General features: G+C 71.3%; 16 protein-coding genes and 1 riboswitch. Of the genes, 11 read left to right on the top strand and 5 right to left on the bottom strand.

All coding sequences use genetic code 11. From position 1 onward, the window contains the following. The first annotated feature begins 590 nt into the window (after nt 1-590). Nucleotides 591-875 (top strand): early set domain-containing protein, encoded by a 285-nt coding sequence (locus tag LNK82_RS37445; RefSeq protein ID WP_230571585.1) that lies wholly within the window; start codon nt 591-593, stop codon nt 873-875. Here LNK82_RS37445 and LNK82_RS37440 read toward each other — a convergent pair. Both LNK82_RS37440 and LNK82_RS37435 read right to left on the bottom strand, forming a co-directional pair. After that, nucleotides 856-2,286 (bottom strand): carotenoid oxygenase family protein, encoded by a 1,431-nt coding sequence (locus tag LNK82_RS37440; RefSeq protein WP_230571584.1) that lies wholly within the window; start codon nt 2,284-2,286, stop codon nt 856-858. The genes LNK82_RS37445 and LNK82_RS37440 overlap by 20 nt on opposite strands. A gap of 71 nt (nt 2,287-2,357) precedes the next feature. Then, nucleotides 2,358-2,675 (bottom strand): winged helix-turn-helix transcriptional regulator, encoded by a 318-nt coding sequence (locus LNK82_RS37435; RefSeq protein ID WP_372470747.1) that lies wholly within the window; start codon nt 2,673-2,675, stop codon nt 2,358-2,360. A gap of 90 nt (nt 2,676-2,765) precedes the next feature. Here LNK82_RS37435 and LNK82_RS37430 point away from each other — a divergent pair, with 90 nt between their 5' ends. From LNK82_RS37430 to LNK82_RS37420, 3 genes are all read left to right on the top strand, one after another. Beyond that, nucleotides 2,766-3,365: an NADPH-dependent F420 reductase gene (locus LNK82_RS37430; RefSeq protein ID WP_230571583.1), complete on the top strand. Its 600-nt coding sequence runs from the start codon at nt 2,766-2,768 to the stop codon at nt 3,363-3,365. Between the two features lie 41 nt (nt 3,366-3,406). Beyond that, nucleotides 3,407-4,330 (top strand): prolyl aminopeptidase, encoded by a 924-nt coding sequence (pip, locus tag LNK82_RS37425; RefSeq protein WP_230571582.1) that lies wholly within the window; start codon nt 3,407-3,409, stop codon nt 4,328-4,330. 75 nt (nt 4,331-4,405) lie between these two features. Then, nucleotides 4,406-5,209 carry a Clp protease N-terminal domain-containing protein gene (locus LNK82_RS37420; RefSeq protein ID WP_230571581.1) on the top strand — a complete coding sequence of 268 codons (804 nt, stop codon included), beginning with the start codon at nt 4,406-4,408 and terminating at the stop codon, nt 5,207-5,209. On the opposite strand, the gene glyA is transcribed toward LNK82_RS37420, so the two are convergent. Next, the gene (glyA, locus tag LNK82_RS37415) at nt 5,185-6,441 is read right to left on the bottom strand and encodes a serine hydroxymethyltransferase (protein WP_230571580.1); all 1,257 of its coding nucleotides are present in this window, start codon (nt 6,439-6,441) and stop codon (nt 5,185-5,187) included. The genes LNK82_RS37420 and glyA overlap by 25 nt on opposite strands. Before the next feature lie 28 nt (nt 6,442-6,469). Beyond that, nucleotides 6,470-6,556, bottom strand: a riboswitch (ZMP/ZTP riboswitch). A 171-nt stretch (nt 6,557-6,727) separates the two neighbouring features. Between glyA and LNK82_RS37410 the strand changes: the two genes are divergently transcribed. Together LNK82_RS37410 and LNK82_RS37405 are read left to right on the top strand one after the other, a co-directional pair. Further along, entirely contained in the window at nt 6,728-7,579 is an 852-nt protein-coding gene (locus LNK82_RS37410) for a hypothetical protein (RefSeq protein WP_230571579.1), read from the top strand. Further along, nucleotides 7,576-8,235 (top strand): extensin family protein, encoded by a 660-nt coding sequence (locus tag LNK82_RS37405; protein WP_230571578.1) that lies wholly within the window; start codon nt 7,576-7,578, stop codon nt 8,233-8,235. The genes LNK82_RS37410 and LNK82_RS37405 overlap by 4 nt, the downstream gene beginning before the upstream one ends. 42 nt (nt 8,236-8,277) lie before the next feature. On the opposite strand, the gene LNK82_RS37400 is transcribed toward LNK82_RS37405, so the two are convergent. Continuing rightward, entirely contained in the window at nt 8,278-9,384 is a 1,107-nt protein-coding gene (locus LNK82_RS37400; protein ID WP_230571577.1) for a VanZ family protein, read from the bottom strand. Between the two features lie 120 nt (nt 9,385-9,504). Here LNK82_RS37400 and LNK82_RS37395 point away from each other — a divergent pair, with 120 nt between their 5' ends. Further along, on the top strand, nt 9,505-9,945 hold the full coding sequence (locus LNK82_RS37395) for a hypothetical protein (RefSeq protein ID WP_230571576.1): 441 nt from the start codon (nt 9,505-9,507) through the stop codon (nt 9,943-9,945). 29 nt (nt 9,946-9,974) lie between these two features. Here the strand turns inward: LNK82_RS37395 and LNK82_RS37390 are convergent, their stop codons facing one another. Then, nucleotides 9,975-10,415 carry a TIGR03618 family F420-dependent PPOX class oxidoreductase gene (locus LNK82_RS37390; RefSeq protein WP_230571575.1) on the bottom strand — a complete coding sequence of 147 codons (441 nt, stop codon included), beginning with the start codon at nt 10,413-10,415 and terminating at the stop codon, nt 9,975-9,977. A gap of 358 nt (nt 10,416-10,773) precedes the next feature. Here LNK82_RS37390 and LNK82_RS37385 point away from each other — a divergent pair, with 358 nt between their 5' ends. The 4 genes from LNK82_RS37385 (at nt 10,774) to LNK82_RS48000 (ending at nt 17,291) form a co-directional block, all read left to right on the top strand. After that, a complete protein-coding gene (locus LNK82_RS37385) occupies nt 10,774-11,592 on the top strand; it encodes a lipase family protein (RefSeq protein WP_230571574.1) in 819 nt (272 codons plus the stop codon). Between the two features lie 308 nt (nt 11,593-11,900). After that, nucleotides 11,901-12,926 carry a hypothetical protein gene (locus LNK82_RS37380; protein WP_230571573.1) on the top strand — a complete coding sequence of 342 codons (1,026 nt, stop codon included), beginning with the start codon at nt 11,901-11,903 and terminating at the stop codon, nt 12,924-12,926. Then, nucleotides 12,916-14,577 (top strand): polyprenyl synthetase family protein, encoded by a 1,662-nt coding sequence (locus LNK82_RS48005; RefSeq protein WP_230571572.1) that lies wholly within the window; start codon nt 12,916-12,918, stop codon nt 14,575-14,577. The genes LNK82_RS37380 and LNK82_RS48005 overlap by 11 nt, the downstream gene beginning before the upstream one ends. Further along, entirely contained in the window at nt 14,574-17,291 is a 2,718-nt protein-coding gene (locus tag LNK82_RS48000) for a DUF11 domain-containing protein (protein WP_230571571.1), read from the top strand. The genes LNK82_RS48005 and LNK82_RS48000 overlap by 4 nt, the downstream gene beginning before the upstream one ends. Nucleotides 17,292-17,428 lie beyond the last annotated feature (137 nt).

Below are 17,428 nucleotides of genomic sequence, written 5' to 3'. Positions count from 1 at the left end.
GAACACCCCTCCTTCCCCCACTCACTCCCCTGCCTCGCACTCGTGGCCCCGGCACTCGCGCCCTTGGCCGTCGACCCACGACCGGGTGTGGCGCAGGGTGCGGTCACACCCCTCCAAGCCAACCTCTCCAGGCCACCGGTGCGTCCACGAACTCGACGAGCGCAGTGAGCTGCTCGCGACTCACCGGCAGCGACGCCGCGCGGGCCTCACGTTCCGAACGCGGGTCGGGCTCGACAAGGTGCCCATTGACACTTCATTCGCCCGTTGGGGTGATCGCCGAGGCCGGTACGGCGGCTGGGGTGGCGGCGTCTATTGATCCATTGTGCCCGGCTGGAGCGTCCGTCGCCTCAGGAGCTGCAAGGGTTCCGGATAGGACGGTCAGGGGCGCGGTTGTCGGGCGTGCTCCACAATGCCGGTCCACAATGCGCGGGTTCGGTTGGACGACGAGGGCTGCGGAGGGAGCACGCGTTCACGTCACACCGATGGGTGACCGTCCACTTCGAACAGGCGCGCCGGCTTGAAAGGTTGCCACCGCGCCGCGACGCTGGTGGTCCCGAAGGCATGGCAAGATCGACTCGCGAGGGAGAACGATGCTCCACAGCACTCGCCTGTTCGGCCCGAAGCGCCGCGTGACCTTCTCACTGCCCCTCGACCAGCCGCGCGGGCCGGTGAGCGTGGTCGGCACGTTCAACGACTGGACCCCCGGCGTGCACGAGCTGCTGCCCCGCCGCGACGGCACGCGCACGGTGACCGTGATCCTCTCCCCCGGCACGCACCGGTTCCGCTACCTCGGAGACAACGGCCTCTGGTTCGACGAGCCCGACGTCCCCGTCGTCGACCCCGACGGCTGCGTGCTCACGATCGACGCGACGTGACCCCGCGCGACGTGGCGCAACCCGACGTGAACTGACCGTGGAAGCCGAACGGGATGGCGTGCGGCACGTCGGCCCGCGCGAGCTCCGTGAACGTGGCCGCGTCGAGCACCAGCAGACCGGACCGCCCGACCGAGGCGTCGAGCACCACTGACAGCAGCACACCGTCGTCCTCGGCACGCGCACCGGGCGCGGGCACGAACACCGGCTCGCCCGGGTAGCGGCCGGGCTCGTGCCAGCGACTCGTCCGTCCACTGAGGACATCCACCTTCACCAGCTGGTTGAGGAAGTCGCGCGTGCCGTTGTCGCGGGAGCCGACGCCGTAGGCGTACCGGTAGGCACGACCGTTGTGCGACCCGTACGCGATGCGGGGCAACTCCAACGAGTCCGACGCGAGCCGCCGCGACCGGATACCGCCACCCGAGAGGTCGACCTCGTACCGCGTCGGGAACGCCGACGGCAGTTCCCCCTCACCGCGCACCTCGTCCAGGTACAGCGCGTCGACCACCGCGGAATCCGGGTACGCGGCGATGTCCACGACGACCCGGCCGTCCTCGTCGTAGGCGTTGATGTGGTGGAACGCGAAGAACGCGTCCGTGCGCTCGTCGGCGACCACCGAGCCGTCCCGCTGGTCGAACACCACGAACCGGGTGCCCAGTTCCGGCCGCCACCGGTAGTTCTCGATGAACGGCCTGGCGCGCAGCAGCAACGACAGCGGGTTGACCACGAACGGGAACACGGCCAGCACGACGTGCCGCTCGGTGACGGCGAAGCTGTGCAGGTAGCCCGGACGATCGGCCGGCAGGGAGGCGATCAGCTCCCGGGCGGGGCCGCGTTGCCGGTAGACCTGGTAGACGCTGCGCCTGCCGAACTTCAGCACGTAGTTGACCAGGTCGCCGGTGAGCGGCGCCCGGTGCGGGTGCGCGGTGGTGACGTGACCGGAGATCGCGTCGCCGTGGTCGGCCAGGCCGACGGTCGCCAGGGTCTCGCGGTCGAACTCCACCGCGATGGGCGTCTCGGTGAGCGCGAAGTCCCGGTCGCCGTCGGACGTCACGTTGACGTTGGCGTTCGACGTGCGGCGCAGCGCGGGGCGGGTGAAGAAGCGGTTGAAGATCGAGCGGCACGGGTCGGTGGCGAACTCGCCGAACGCGATGTGGCCGTCGTCGCGCGCCGAGCGGAAGCTGGGCGTGTCCAGGTACCGGTTGCGGTAGGTGACGGCCCCGTCGGCGAAGCCGAAGCGGTGCAGCATCGCCAGGCCGTCGAACCAGTGGCGGAACGACCCCTTGCCGGTCTCGAACTTGGCGGGACCGTTGCGCACCAACGTGCCGGCCAGCCACGGCGGCAGTTCGCCGCGCACCTCCAGGTCGACGACGACTTCCCGGTCGAGGCTCTCGAACCCGGCCCGCACGCCCATCACGACCCACCTTCGTAGAACAGTGTTACACAACAACGTTATAAAACACCGTTTTGCTTCAGCCGTCAACTTCAGCCGTCAAGCCGGACCTCGTCACCCCGCTCGTGCGCCCACCGGCCGAGCGCGTCGATCGGCTCGAGCAGGCTGCGCCCGAGGTCGGTGAGCCCGTACTCGACCCGGTCGCGCCACACCGTCCGGGCCACCAGCCCGGCGCCCTCCAACCGGCGCACGGTCTCCGTGAGCACCTTCGGCCGGATGCCGCCGATCACGCGGCGCAGCTCGGCGGGCCGGCGCGGGCCGTGCCGCAACGCGTGCAGCACCACCGGGTTCCAGGTGTTGGCCAGCAGGTCGAACGCCTGCCTGGCGCGGCAGTCGGCGAGGAAGTCCACGATCGGCCCCCTGTGTCGTGGACACCATTTGGTGCCCGTCGGGCTCTTTAGCGTCGGCTCAAGCCAATCACTCCGGACAAAGGGGAAATCGTGCGGATCGGTGTGCTGGGGTCGGGCGGGATGGCCGACGCGCTGGGTGGGCGTTGGGTCGAGGCGGGGCACGAGGTGGTGATCGGCGGGCGGTCACCGGAGCGCTCGAAGGCGTTGGCGGCCGGGATCGGAGCCGTCGCGGGGTCACCGGCGGACGCGGCGGCGTTCGGGGACGCGGTGCTGTTGGCCGTGCCGGCGGCGGTGGCGGCGGAGGTGCTCGGGCACGCGCCGGGCCGAGTGGTGATCGACTGCACCAACTCGGTGGTACCGGGCCGGTTCGTGCTGGACGAGCCGCGTGCCGCCGCACGGCTCGCGGCCGCCTCGAAGGCGCGGGTGGTGAAGGCGTTCAACCTCTGCCACGTGGACGTGTGGCGGCAGCCGTCGTTCACGTTCGAGGGACGGCCGCTCGGGGTGCCGTTGTGCGGGGATTCGGCCGACGCGCTGGACGTCGTGCGGGAGCTGGTGCGATCGATCGGGTGCGTGCCGGTGGACGGCGGACCGCTGGAGCGGGCCGAGTTGCTGGAAGCGACGACCGCGTTCGCAATCGGGCTCTGGGTCGGCGGCGCGGACGTGCGGTCGATGTTCCCGCCGATTCTGTAAGCACTAATATAACAGCACTGTTGTATCCAGAGGGAGGCACTGTGCTGTACCCGGAGATCGAGCCGTACGACCACGGCATGCTCGACGTCGGCGACGGGCACCACGTGTACTGGGAGGTGTGCGGCAACCCGGACGGCAAACCGGCCGTGGTGCTGCACGGCGGACCGGGCTCGGGCAGCACGCCCCGCGCCCGGCAGTACTTCGACCCGGCGGCGTACCGGGTCGTGCTGCTCGACCAGCGCGGCTGCGGCCGGAGCACACCGCACGCCGGCCACCCGGTCGTGGACCTGTCCACCAACACCACCGACCACCTGATCGGCGACTTGGAGAAGCTGCGCGAGCACCTGGGCATCGACCGGTGGCTGGTGTTCGCGGCGTCGTGGGGCTCGGTGCTCGGCCTCGTGTACGCCGAACGGTTCCCGCACCGGGTGTCGGAGATGGTGCACGCGGGCGTGGCCACCGGCCGCCGGGCGGAGACCGACCTGCTGACCACGGGCTTGGGGCCGATGTTCCCCGAGGCCCACGCCCGGTTCCGCGAACTGGTGCCGTCCGGCGACCCGGCGGCCGGGTACCTGGAGCTGCTCCTGGACCCGGATCCGGCCGTGCACCGCCGGGCGGCGCTGGAGTGGTGCACGTGGGAGGACGCGTTGCAGCCGTTGTCCACCGGCGGGCTGCGCTTCGAGGACCCGGAGCACGGGTTGGCGTTCGCCCGGCTGGTCACGCACTACTGGGCGCACGGGTCGTGGCTGCCCGAGGGGATCGTGCTGGAGGAGGCGTGGAAACTCGCGGGCATCCCGGGCGTGATCGTTCAAGGAACGCTCGACCTGGGAAATCTGATCGGCACCCCGTTCGACCTCGCGCACGCGTGGCCGGACGCGGAGCTGATCCTCGTCCCCCACACCGCGCACGGCGGCAGCGATGCCATGACCGAGGCCAGGCGCGCGGCTACTGACAAATTCCGGTAACACCCGGAAACTCGGTGCGATGGACTGAGGGCAGCCTGATCCCGGGGCTGGTCGACCGGTGGCGAAGGAATTGGTGTGGAACGGTTCACCGCGAGCGCGCGCCGGGTCTCCGTGATCGCCCTCCAGGAGGCCCGGGGGTTCGCCCACACCGCCATCGGCACCGAGCACCTGTTGCTCGGGTTGGTCGGCGAGGGCGGCGCGGCGGCGTCGGTGCTGGCGTCGGTCGGGGTGTCACCGGCCGGGTGTCGGGCGCGGGTGCTGGAGGTGTCGCGGCGGGGTGTCGTGCCCGTGCCCGGCCGCCTGCCGTTCACGCCGGGCGCGAAGCGGGCGTTGGCCTCGGCCGTGCGGGAGTCGCTGGCGTTGGGGCACCGGCACGTCGGCACCGAGCACCTGCTGCTGGGCGTGCTCGCGGAGGACGAGGGCGTGGCGCTCGACGTGCTGGCCCGGTGCGGCGTCGACCCCGGCGAGGTGCGCGACCGGGCGTTCGCCGCGCTGGCCGGCATCGACCTGTCCCCGGCGCCGCGGCTGTTCCTCAGCTACCGGCGTCCGGACGACGTGCACCTCGCCGGGCGCATCGCGGACCGGCTGGACGACTTCGGCCGGTCGGTGGTGGGCGACGTCGGCGAGTGCGACGTGCTGCTCGCCGTGGTCGGGCCGGACTGGACGCCGACCGACCTGATGCGCGCCGAGGTGGAACGCGCGGCGCAACGCGCGGTGCCGGTGATCCCGGTGCTGGTCGACGGGGCGGTGCTGCCCGTCGACCAGCTGCCGGGAACCGGTCGCGTCGCCGACCACGTCACGGTCCGGCACGAGACGTTCCGGGCGGACGTGGCGCGGTTGGCCGACGTGGTCCGCTACGCCCAGCCGGGCATCGGGTAGCCCGCCATCAGGTCGGCGACCTCGGCGGCGATGCGGTCGAGCGCCTGCGGGTCGTCCGCCGCCCGGACGGCCTGGTCGATCCACTCCGCGACCTGCGGCATGTGGTCCTCGGTGAGGCCGCGGGTGGTGATGGCGGCCGTGCCGAGGCGGACGCCGGACGGGTCGAACGGCTTGCGCGGGTCGAACGGGACGGTGTTGTAGTTGGCCTCGATGCCCGCCCGGTCCAGGGCCTTGGCGGCGGGCTTGCCGCCGATGCCCTTGCTGGTCAGGTCGACCAGGATCAGGTGGTTGTCGGTGCCGCCGGAGACCAGGTCGAAGCCGCGGTCGAGCAGTGCGGCGGCGAGCGCGCGTGCGTTCTGCACGACGGCGTGCGCGTAGAGGCCGAACGACGGCTCCGAAGCCTCGCCGAGCGCGACCGCGATGGCCGCCGTGGTGTGGTTGTGCGGCCCGCCCTGCAAGCCGGGGAACACGGCTTTGTCGATCGCCTTGGCGTGCTCGGCGTCGGTGAGGATCATCGCGCCGCGCGGTCCGCGCAACGTCTTGTGGGTGGTCGTGGTGATCACCTGGGCGTGCCCGACCGGTGACGGGTGCGCGCCGCCCGCGACGAGGCCGGCGATGTGCGCGATGTCGGCCGCGAGGACGGCGCCGACCTCGTTCGCGATCTCGGCGAAGGCGGGGAAGTCGATGGTGCGCGGAATGGCCGTGCCGCCGCAGAAGATCACCTTCGGGCGTTCGGCGCGGGCCAGGTCGCGGACCTGGTCCAGGTCGACCACGCCGGTCTCCTTGGTCACGCCGTACTGGACGCTGCGGAACCACTTGCCGGTGGCCGAGACGCCCCAGCCGTGGGTGAGGTGCCCGCCGGCGGGCAGGGCCATGCCCATGACCGTGTCACCGGGGGCGAGGAACGCCAGGTAGACGGCGAGGTTGGCCGGTGAGCCCGAGTAGGGCTGGACGTTGGCGTGGTCGACGCCGAACAGCGCCTTGGCCCGCCCGACGGCCAGTTCCTCGACCGGGTCGACGACCTGCTGGCCCTCGTAGTAGCGGCGGCCGGCGTAGCCCTCGGAGTACTTGTTGGTCAGCACGGAGCCGGTGGCTTGGAGGACGGCGGTCGAGACGTAGTTCTCCGAGGCGATCAGGCGGACCTTCTCGAACTGGCGGCGTGCCTCGGCCTGGACCAGGCGGGCGACCTCGGGGTCCGCTCCGGTCAACGACGGGATCGCGGGTTCGTGCATGACGACCTCCACGCGCGCGGGGGCGCTGCCGCAGCACCCAGGCGCGCGGTGCATCTCGGCTCAACGCTCCCCGGTGGTCGTTCCCACCCTCGGCACGCCAGTCGCGAACACCGGGAATCGTACCCCAGCCGTTCTCGCCGACCGGCGGCTTTCCGTGCCGGACGGCAGCGTTTTGGGCGGAACGGGCCATTGCCGCAACGGCGGGTCACCCATACTTTGTGGGTTGGAAAACTTCCAACCGGCCCTGTGCCACGTCAGCACTTCCCCCTGCCTCGAAAGGACTGACGTGCTCGATCGGCGAACGTTCGTGCTGGGAGCCGCCGCCACCGCGGCCCTCACCAGCGCGCTGACGGCCCACGCGGCTGCTGCGGCACCCGCGTCGAGCGCCGCGGACAACCCCCGAAAAGCCGCGGGCGTGTTCCTCGCGTCCGACGGCACCCCTCTCATGGTGACCGAGGAGGACGGCCAGTGGGTCGTCGTCGACGAAGGCGGTTCGGTGCGCATCACCACCGGCCTCGCCGGCGCGGACCTGGTCGACGTCTCCCGTGACGGCTCCACCTTCCACGCGGTCGGCGCGCTGCGCGGCGACCCGATCGCGACGATCTGGGAGTCCACCGACGCCGTCACGTGGCGCGAGGCCCGCCGGCTGCACGGCGTGCGCTCGGAGTTCACCGCGGTCGGCGGCGGCCTGGCGTTCGGCTCGGTGCTCAAGCACGAGCGCGCTTCGGTCGTCCGCATCGCCGCCCGCCGCACCGCGTCGGGCTGGAACACCGTGCCCGTGCGGGGATTGGAGTGGACCGACGACCTGTCGGCCACCGCCGTCGCCGCGACGCCCGACGGCTGGGTCGTGGCGGCCGTCGACGTCTCCGGCACGGTCCTGCACACCTCGCGCGACGGCGTCACCTGGACGACCCGTCCCCGCCTGGACGGTGTCGCCGTGCGCGGCCTGGCCTCGGTGGACGGCCGCGTGCACTGGGTCGGCAACGAGATGGTCGACGCCACCCCGCTCACCGGCGTGCTCGACGCGGACCGGACCCGTCCGGCCGTGCCGGCGGACGCGAAGGCGCTCGGTGTCGCGGGTACCCGTTCCGGCTGGCTCACCGGCGGCCGGCTGATCACCGCGGAGGCGACCCGATGATCACGTTCCAGCGGATCGACGGCACCCCCGTCTACTACTGGCGGTCCGGCCGCGGCAACACGACGTTGCGCAACTGGCAGGCCACGCAGGCGTTCTACGACTCCCTGGTGCTGTGGATCCGGGACCTGCGGTCGCTGTCGTCGGCGTACGGCAGCATCACGTACCTGGTGTCGGCGGGCTTCTACGTGAACAAGCCCGGCGAGCACGGCGCGGGCACCGCGATGGACCTCGACCACGTGCGGTGGAGCGGCGGTCAGGTGTCGTCGCCGCTGGACCGCGACCACGCCTCGGGCACGCTCGCCACGCGTCGCCGCTACCTGGCGGTGGACGCGGTGTGCCGTCGTCGGTTCCGGTTCGCGCTGGACGGCTGGTACAACGCCGCCCACGAGGACCACATCCACTCCGACTTCGGCGGCCTGCCGGTGCGGTGCGTGACGGGGTCGGAGAGCGACACGAAGTTCGTGCAGGCGCTGTGCAACAACTTCATGAGCTCCGGCCTGGTGGTGGACGGCATCTGGGGCCCGAAGACGCAGAGCGCGTTCACCACCGCCAAGTCGCGGCTGGGCACCACCGGTGACCCGCACACCAGCAGCGCGGCGTGGCAGTCGTTCCTGTCCGCGGCGGCCCGGAAGGGCTTCGCGAACCAGGCGTTCTGATCCGGCGTGAGCGAGGGACGGGCCCGTGAGCCGATCGTTGGTTCACGGGCCCGTCGCCGTGCTCTTCAACGGTTGTCCTGAGCGTTCGACACGCGTGGTTGTGGTGGTGGTCGAGATCAGGCCCAGGAGGCTGCGGCGGTCGGCACGGGAGCGGGCGGCGAGGCCGACCACGACGGCGGCGAAGAACACGATCCCTCCGTGCCCGGCGGAGATCAGCAGCAGGACCGGCAGCCACCAGAACGCGAACCGCAGCAACACCGCTCGTGCCGGCGCCGTGCCGCCCGTGCGCGCGTCGGCCAGGGCCAGGTTGAACGCCACCTGGCCTGGCGTGGCCCGGTCGGCGCGCAGCAGCGGCACGACGACCGTGGCGATCACCGGCACCAGCACGCCGAGCGCGGCGGAGAACCAGTCCGAGACCGCGAGCCGGGTCAGCCCGGACGTCCCGGTCCCCTCGCCGACGAGCACGAGCACCACCCGGCACGCGAACTGCGCCAGCGACAAGGTGAGCAGGTCGCCCGCGAACGCCAACCCCCGCCGCACCAGACCCGGCGGCCCGGTGTCGGCCACGGGCTCCGGAACGGCCGCGGGCAACAGCCGCCCGACCCACCGCGCGAGCAGCCACCCCGCGAGCGTGCCCGCGGTGTTGGTCATGAGGTCGTCCACGTCCGCGACCCGGTACGGGCACGGGTAGAGGCCGAACACCGCCGTGCCCTGCGTCGTCTCCACGGCGAGCGACACCAGCAGCCCGATCGCGGTCGCCACCACCGCACCGCGCCGGAACCGGTAGCACAGCAGGAAACCCAGCGGCACGAACAACGCCACGTTCAACGCCACCTGGAGGAACGCGGGGCTCGTCGGCGAGTAGCCGGCGGCGGCGATGTCGTCCAGCGACGCGAACGGGCGTGGCTGCCAGTAGGCGCGCGGCGACCGGCCCGTGCAGAACCCGTCGGTCACGACCGGCAGCGGGAACAGCGTGAACGCCACCAGTGCGCACCCGTACAACGCACTGGCCGCCGCCACGACCGCCGACCACCCGCGCAGCCGACCGCGGCGCCGGTACTGCCAGTGCACCCACGGCAGCACCGCCACCGGCACCAGCAGCGCGAACAGCACCAGCGTGATGATCGACTCGCTCAGCCGCACCGACACGGCGGCCACGCTAGGCCGCGCCTCCGGACACTGCCCGCCAGTCACCTGATCGAGTGGTCGAACCGAACCGGCCCCGATGACGAACCCCTGTCGAGGGCTTCCACCGAGGATGGGGGATCCATGGACAACTCAGCGGCGTGCGCCGCCACCCGTTACGCCAACCAGGTGCACGCGACCGTGGAACGCCTGGCCATCGGCCGCCGTTGGCCGCTGGTGCTGTCGGACGGCAACGTGCACCTGCCCACCGGGCGCGGAATCGGCGGTCTGCTGGTGAGCGCCTGGGTCGGCGGGCAGGTCGAGGCGGCGCTGCCGGCGCTGGCGCTGTCGGCCGACCTGTGGGCGTTCCTGGTCGACACCGCCGACGCCGGCGCGCCCGTGCTGCCGCCTCACGTGCGGCTGGTGAACAACGGCCAGTACCTACCGCTGCCACCGAGCGTGACCGCGGACGGCCCGGTGCGGTGGGTCCGCGAGCCGGGCGACCACCTACCCCGGCTGTCCACCGCGCTGCACCTGCTCGGGCCGATCGCGCCGACGGTGGTGATCCGGCGCGCCGGGCGGTGACGGACTCTCCTGCCGGACCGGCCGACGGGTCACCTGGGGGTGACGTCCTCCCAGTCCGGCGGCGGCTCGTCCAGGGCGTTGACCTTCACGATGTGCAGCGTCACCGCCGACCGCGTCTCGCCGTTCGGCTCGTACCTGCGGAAGTCGGGGTAGTAGTACTTCGGCGAGACCTGCCGCTCCAGCACCATCTCAGGGTCGGCCGCCAGTTCGGCGTCGGCCCTGATCTCCAAGGCCCGGAACTGGTTGCGCGGGTCCAGGATGAACAACGTGACCCGCGGGTTGGCGCGCATGTTCTTGACCTTCTGCCGGTGGTCCAGCAGCCACATCTTCACCGTCCCCTCGTTCTCGTCGTAGATGAACCACGTCGCGGTGACCTGCGGACGACCGTCGCTCCCGATGGTCGACAGCGCCGCGGTCTGCACGTCCAGCAGATCGCGATGCGATTCCGGTATTTGCACGATCCCTTCCATGACACTCCCCCCTTAAGTGCGCCGGAGCCCAATGGTAACCACGACAGGAGCCCCGGTGGTAGCTCCGCTCGACCTTTCTCAAGCCCCCGCCAATGCAACGTCACAGGGAAAGGAGTCGATCCCACATCGGGCCGAATAAACCGGTACTCCGACCGGCGGATGAATTCGATCGCGAACCTCCGCGGCGTCCGCCCACGATGACCGGGCCCGGCGGGATCACCCGCGCGGGATCGAGGCACGCATCCGGCGGGTGAACCCTGGCGCGGCCGGTGGCGCGGTGGGCCGCGGCGGAGGTAGGCACAGGTGGTGTGGCGGGGACGTGGCCACCGTTGACGTGTCGCCTACGTGAGGATGGACGATGTCCGCACCGACGCTGAACCACCTGGCATCCGGGTACGACGCACGCCAGGCGTACTGCATGGCGAAAGCCGCCGAACTGGCCTACGGCGACCGGGAAGAGATCGAGGCCACCGCCGGTGAGTGGGGGTTCGACCGCGTGCGTCACCACCACTCGACGTTCAAGCCGCCGTTCGCGCTCAGCGACACCCAGGCGTACACGATGGCGAGCCCGACGATGATCGTGACCGCGTTCCGCGGCACCGAGCCACTGCAGTTGCGGGACTGGTTGTCCGACGCGACCGTCCCGCCGTGGCCGGGACCGGCGAAGCGGGGGCTGGTCCACTACGGGTTCGCCGAGGCGTTGCGGGCGGTGAGCCCGTCCGTGGTCGCGGCCGTCCAGGAACTGCGCGATGCCGAGCAGACGGTGTGGTTCACCGGGCACAGCCTCGGCGGCGCGCTGGCGATGCTGGCCGCGGCGTGGCTGCACTTCGAGAAGCCGGAACTGACGGCGCACGGCATCTACACCTTCGGGCAGCCCCGCACGTGCAACACCGCCTTGGCCAAGGCCTACGACCAGGCACTGGCCGGACGGACGTTCCGGGTGGTCAACAACAACGACATCGTCGCCCAGGTCCCGCCCGGGCCGGTGTTCCGCCACGTCGCGGAACTGCGCTACATCGACTCCTCCGGCAAGGTGCGCGACTCCATGCCCCGGGTGTCCAAACTGCTCGACCGCGCCCGAGGGCTCGCCGCGGATCCGTTCGCCCCGGCGAGTGACGGGATGCGCGACCACCTCATGAAGGCGTACGTGGCCGCCCTGGAGAAGAACCTCCCTTGAGAACCCCGCACGGGACCTTGCACGTGCTGATGCCGTGCCGCGTTTGAAGGATCCCCTGTTCGAGACGATCACGCGTGACCACCGCGTTCGAGAAGGTGGGATGCATTGCTCCCCCTTTCAGGGGCATGACACTCGATAGGTGGTAGTTGCTCGCGCGGACTCAACCGAGTGCGGTATCTCTTGCTCAGCCAGGTGCGGGACGTCATCGCGGACGGATCCGCAGCCTGGACGAGGTTGTGCCCCGGCCGGTTCGCGCGCGATGTCGAGATGAATTCGACTGCTGCGGTGTCCCTATTGAGGAGCGTTGGATGCTGGGCGTGCAAGCCCCTTTTCCCGAGTCGGAGTTGTGCCATCCGCTCGATCGCCAGTGGTTGCATTACGCGTTCCTGTCGTCGACCGGTTCGCACGCGGTGATCTCGAACCTGTCCGTCCTCGGCTCGGAACCGCCGCCGGACGGGTCGACCACCCGCTGGGAGCCGCAGCGGATGGCCATCCTCCTGGTGTACGACCCCGACCGGGGTTGGTCGTCGACCCAGTTCAACGCGGTCGCGCCCGATCCCGCGTGGTCGGCGTTCCGGTTGCCGCACCCGCACGCGTCGCCCGGCCCGTTCGAGGTCGCGGCCGTGGCGGGCCGGCCCGCGGTCGACCTGCGGCTGTCCCGCACCAGCAGGCCGTGCACGTCCCAGTGCGCCCCGTTCGGGCACGACCAGTTCCTGCGGTGGCAGTCCGAACCCGGCGTGCGCGGCACGGGAACGCTGCGGTCACCGCACGGTGACGTGCACTGCGACCTGGTCGGCTACCACGAACGGGTCCGCGGCCGGTGGAGCTGGCCGGTGCTGGGCGGCTGGGTCTTCGGTTTCGCCAACGCGCTGTCCGACGACCCGGTGGCGCCGCCGCCGTGGTCGGTGGTGTTCACCCTCATCCAGCCGCGGTACCCGCGCGACGCGGCCAACGGCTCGGTGATGTTGTGGCGGAACGGCCGGATGGTGCGGCACTTCCCCCGGCGCCGGCTGGAGGTCGCGGTGCACGGTGAGCTCGACCGCGACCGGGTGGTGCTGGTTCCGCCGCTGGCGGCCACCCTGGCCACCGCACCCGCCCCGGTGGTGCCCCGCCGGCTGCTGATCACCGCGCGGCTGGGCGACGACCGGCTCGTCCTCGACTTCCGACCCACCACCGCCGCCCGGATCGCCAACCCGTCGGAGACGAGCCTGAAGCCGTTCAGCGTGCACGAGCTGCTCGGCTCCTGCGCGATCGAGGGCGTGCTCTCCGGCCGCGAGTTCGGCTTCGAGACGCAGGGCATCGTCGAGTTCGCCGGAGACGCCCGTGACGACTGAGACCGCGTCGTACACCGGGGCGCGGCTGCTCACCGAGACCGTGACCGCGTTGTCGGAACGCGCCCCCGCCATCGTGGCCGCCGCCGCCGAGGAGCTGCGGGAGATCCGGCTGGGCCTGCACTTCCACGACGGCAGCCGGGCGACCATGACCGCCCGCTACAGCCGCCTGCTGGTCGAACCCGACCTGGTCGGCGAACCGGACGTCGAGGTGGCGTTCGACGACCGGGCGATGAACCTGGTCTTCGACGCCCAGCGGCCACCGGTGGAGCAGGTGCTCCCCCAAAGCCTGGACGTGCGCGGGCCGCGCGACCGGGTGCTGGCGGTGTGGCGCGCGTTCGTGCTGCTGTCCCAACGCGCCTCCGGGCTGCGGTTCGTGCAACAGCTGTGGCGGGACTACCGCGAACGGGCGCCCCGGCTGTGGGGCACGATCACCGGCGGCACGGCGCCACGCTTCTCCCCGCACGGCGACGTGCCGACCGGCTGGCACGCCGTGGACTTCCTCGCCGACCGCCAACCCCTCGAACCGGGCGAGCACACCACCATCGGCGGCACCGCGAACGCCGCACCCAGGCTGATCTGGGACGGCCGCCGCAGCACCGGCTGGTGGGAGGTGCTGCCGGTCCGCGACGCCGACCTGGTGCAGACCATGCGCGCCTGCCGCGCGCGGGCCAACCAGGAGATCGACCTGCTGCTGCCGGACCGCGAGCCGAAAGAGGACCTGTACGACCTGATGCGGTCCTACCCCGCGCGCCAGGGCAAGGGCCTGCGGCCGACGTTGGTCTTCGCCGCCTGCGCGGCGTTCGGCGAGAAACCCGAGAACGCGGTGCGGGCCGCCGCCGCGCTGGAGCTGTTCCACAACGGCTTCCTCGTGCACGACGACATCGCCGACGAATCCACCCACCGCCGCGGCCTGCCCACGATGAACACCGAGTTCGGCAACGGGCTGGCGGTCAACACCGGCGACGGGCTCAATCTGCTCGCGGTGGACGCCGTGCTGGCGAACCTCGAGACGCTCGGGCTGGCCCGGACGCTGGGGCTCATCCAGGAAGTCATGCACATGTGCCGCGAGTCCATCGAGGGCCAGGCCATGGAACTGGGGTGGATCCACCGCCGCGTGGTGCCGTCCCGGGACGAGGACTACTTCACCATGAGCACCAAGAAGACCGGCTGGTACACGTGCATCACGCCGTGCCGGATGGGCGCGGTCTGCGCCGGCGTCACCGACCCGGCGGTGCTGGGCCGCTTCGACGAGGCGTTCCGGCTGATCGGGATCGCCTTCCAGATCCAGGACGACATCCTCAACCTCGTCGGCGACGAAGCGCTCTACGGCAAGGAGGTCCTGGGTGACCTGCTGGAGGGCAAGCGCACGGTGATGTTGATCCACCTGTTCCGCCACGCGGGCGACCGCGAGCGCAAACGGCTCGGCGAGCTCCTGCACCAGCGGCGAGTCGACAAGTCGCAGGACAACGCCGACGAGTTGCTCGCCGCCATGCGGCGGCACGGCTCCATCGAGTACGCCACCGAACTCGCCGACCGGCTCGCCGCCGAAGGCATCGCCCGGTTCGAGCGCGACCTCGCCATCATCCCCGAGAACGAAGGAAAAGCAGTGCTGCGACAGATCGCCCACTACGTCACCACCCGACCGCTGTGACGGGCCGCACCGACGACTCGGCCCTGCGCGACGGTGACCGGACCGCCTTGAGCTTCGCCGGCGGGATCAACGCCCGGCTGCGCGAGGTGTTGTGCACGCTGGCCCGCCGCGGCGCCGCGATCCGGCAGGACGAGCCGGAGCGCGCCCGGCAGATCCTCGACGCCCTGGCGCCCTGGCCGTTCTACAAGGGCGGCCAGTTCCTGTTCGACTTGCTCGAATGGGAGGATTTCATGATCGACGGCGAGCCGCCGCCGATCATGACCCGCGCGACCCTCGGTGGACTGCTGGACCTGCCGGTGCGCTGGGTGGACGCCACCGTCGCCGCGATCGACACCCACGCGCCCCGACCGATCCGGCAGATCACGGCCAACCCGCAGGTCCGGTGGTTGACCGCCACCGCGCAGTCGACCCTGCACGGGGTGGTGCGCGGCCTGACCGGGCTGATCGCCCCGCCGGGCCCACCCGACACCGATCGTGGTACCGACGACGACTCGCTGCCACCCCTGCAAAGCGGCTTCTACCTCTACGGGGACGTCGTGCTCGGCCTGTTCGACCTCATCGGCGCACGCCTGCCCCACCTGGCCGAAGCCGAAGACCGGGCTCCGGCTCCGGCTCCGGAGGAAGCCGGCCAGGAAGACGAGACCCACACCGACGGAAGTCCGACCGCCAGGAGCGAGCCCACCGCGAGCCCGCCCTCGCTCGCCGTTTTCCCGATCGAGGAGACTTTCCGGGTGACCCGGGTCGAAGACCTGGAGCACGATTGGACGTTGCGCGGCGACGCCACCCTCGTGGGTGACGACGGCCTGCAGCTGACTCCGGCCGAGCACAACAAGGCGGGAACGGCGTTGCTGAACATCCCGTTCGCGTCCACGGCCGGTGTCGCCGTCGACTTCGACTTCTACTGCGCGGGCGGGAACGGCGACGGTTTCGCCGTCTACCTCGTCGACGGCGCCCACGACACCGACGTCGGCGGCTACGGCGCCGGTCTCGGGTACAGCCGCGGTCCGGACGGCAACGGCAACGGCGTCACCAAGGGGTGGCTCGGCTTGGGCTTCGACAAGTACGGGAACTTCTCCGGGAGCTTGGCCGGGCCGTGCACCGAGGACATCGCCAAGCCGAACCACATCGTGCTGCGCGGCTCGGGTGACCGCGCCGACGGGTTCGACTACATCACCGGTGTCGCCGCCCCCGGTGGCCTGGACGCGGTCTGGACGGACCGGGCGCACGTCCAGGTGCTGATCACCGACGCCGTGGTGACGGTGCACGTGACCCGTGGCGACACGACCACGACGGTGTTCGACGGTGTCGACCTCAAGCTCGCCCGGGGCCAGGCGCCGATGCCGGAGACGTTCAAGCTCGGCCTGTCCGCGAGCACCGGCGGGGAGATCTCCCGGCACTGCCTGCGCAACCTCGTCGTCGCCCTGCCCGCCGCCGTGCCGGTGGCCGTCGACGGGGCCGCCGAGGCCCCGGCAGGCAGCCGGATCAGCTTCACCGTCACCGCCCGCAACGACGGCCCGAACGACGTCCCCGACGCCGTGGTGATCGGCACGCTCGACCCGGCGCTGTCCAGTGTGGACATGGCTGTGCGCCAGGCGGCCGGCGGCGCGTCGGCCACGGGTACGGGCAGCGTCGACGGCGGCACGTTCCGGCAACCGCTCGACCTGCCGGTCGGCGGCACGGCGACGATCACCGTCACCGGCACCGTCGACCGCGCGGCCACCGGCACCGTCACGTGCGCGGCGGAGGTCGGGTCGGCGGAGTACAGCAACACCTCGCCCGACAGGTCCGACGCGCACGCCACCCGGCTGACCGAGCACGTCCCGGAGGACGACCTGAAGGTCTGCCAGCACGCGGCGGTCTCGCTCACACCGGGCGCCGAGGGGCACATCGCCATCAGCGTCGAGAACCCGGACGGCAACCCGGTCGACCCGGCGCACGCCGAACTCGTCTTCGACGCGCCGACCGGGTTCGAGTGGACCGGCACGATCATGTTCACCTACTACGACGCGCATGGCCAGAGCCAGGGCAGTGGGGAGACGACGCTGACACCCTCCCTGGAGGACGACGGCCGGCGCCTGCGGTTGACCGGGCTCCAGCGCTTCCGGGCCGACGAGGGCTACGTGCTCACCTACACCGTGGGCATCAGGGCGAAGGCGGACGCCCAGCCCGGCCGACACACCGACGGCCGAGCGGTCATCGCCGACTCACGACCGCTGCGCCTGACGGCCACCGTGCAGGACCCGGCTAAGCCGCAGACGTTCACCAACAACGACACCGCGCTGCCCGTCGTCCAACCGGCCCTGCTGGAGGTCAAGCAGGGCGAGACCGGGTTCATGGCCGTCACCGTCGGCTTCGAGCAGGACACCGGCCAAGCCCTGAGCAGCTTCGCCCAGCAGTTCAACGCACCGTCCGGGTGCCGCTGGAACGGCTTCGTCTCGTACTCCTACTACAGCGGCGGCCAGACCACCCAGGGCAGCCAGGGCGACATCCAGAGCAAGATCAACAAGCCCGGCACCATCCTGAGGATCACCGGCACACCCCCGCTCAAGGCGTCCAAGGGGATGTACCTGACCTACGTCCTCGGCCTCACCGCGAACGAGAACGCCACGACGGGACTGCACGGCGACGGCAAGGCCAAGATCGGCAACGCCCGCGAGCTCGCCCTGCACGCCGAGGTCATGGACAAGGACGAACCCTCCCGCTGCAACCGCTGAGCCGGCGTTCCCGTGCGGATCCGATCCGGCTCCGCACGGGAACGCACTCGCACACGGTCGCAGCGGCTTCGCAGGTTCCACACGCCCGGACGGGTGCGGGAACCTCCAGCCGAACGATGCTTGCCGCCGCCATGGCC

This window comes from Saccharothrix luteola (assembly GCF_020859565.1).
Lineage (GTDB): Bacteria > Actinomycetota > Actinomycetes > Mycobacteriales > Pseudonocardiaceae > Actinosynnema > Actinosynnema luteola.
This window is presented reverse-complemented; position numbering and strand designations above follow the sequence as displayed.

Coding starts and splice junctions, on each gene's coding strand:
- LNK82_RS37445 (WP_230571585.1), top strand. CDS start 591: ATGCTCCACAGCACTCGCCTGTTCGGCCCGAAGCGCCGCGTGACCTTC.
- LNK82_RS37440 (WP_230571584.1), bottom strand. CDS start 2,286: ATGGGCGTGCGGGCCGGGTTCGAGAGCCTCGACCGGGAAGTCGTCGTC.
- glyA (WP_230571580.1), bottom strand. CDS start 6,441: ATGCACGAACCCGCGATCCCGTCGTTGACCGGAGCGGACCCCGAGGTC.
- LNK82_RS37405 (WP_230571578.1), top strand. CDS start 7,576: ATGATCACGTTCCAGCGGATCGACGGCACCCCCGTCTACTACTGGCGG.
- LNK82_RS37395 (WP_230571576.1), top strand. CDS start 9,505: ATGGACAACTCAGCGGCGTGCGCCGCCACCCGTTACGCCAACCAGGTG.
- LNK82_RS37390 (WP_230571575.1), bottom strand. CDS start 10,415: ATGGAAGGGATCGTGCAAATACCGGAATCGCATCGCGATCTGCTGGAC.
- LNK82_RS37385 (WP_230571574.1), top strand. CDS start 10,774: ATGTCCGCACCGACGCTGAACCACCTGGCATCCGGGTACGACGCACGC.
- LNK82_RS37380 (WP_230571573.1), top strand. CDS start 11,901: ATGCTGGGCGTGCAAGCCCCTTTTCCCGAGTCGGAGTTGTGCCATCCG.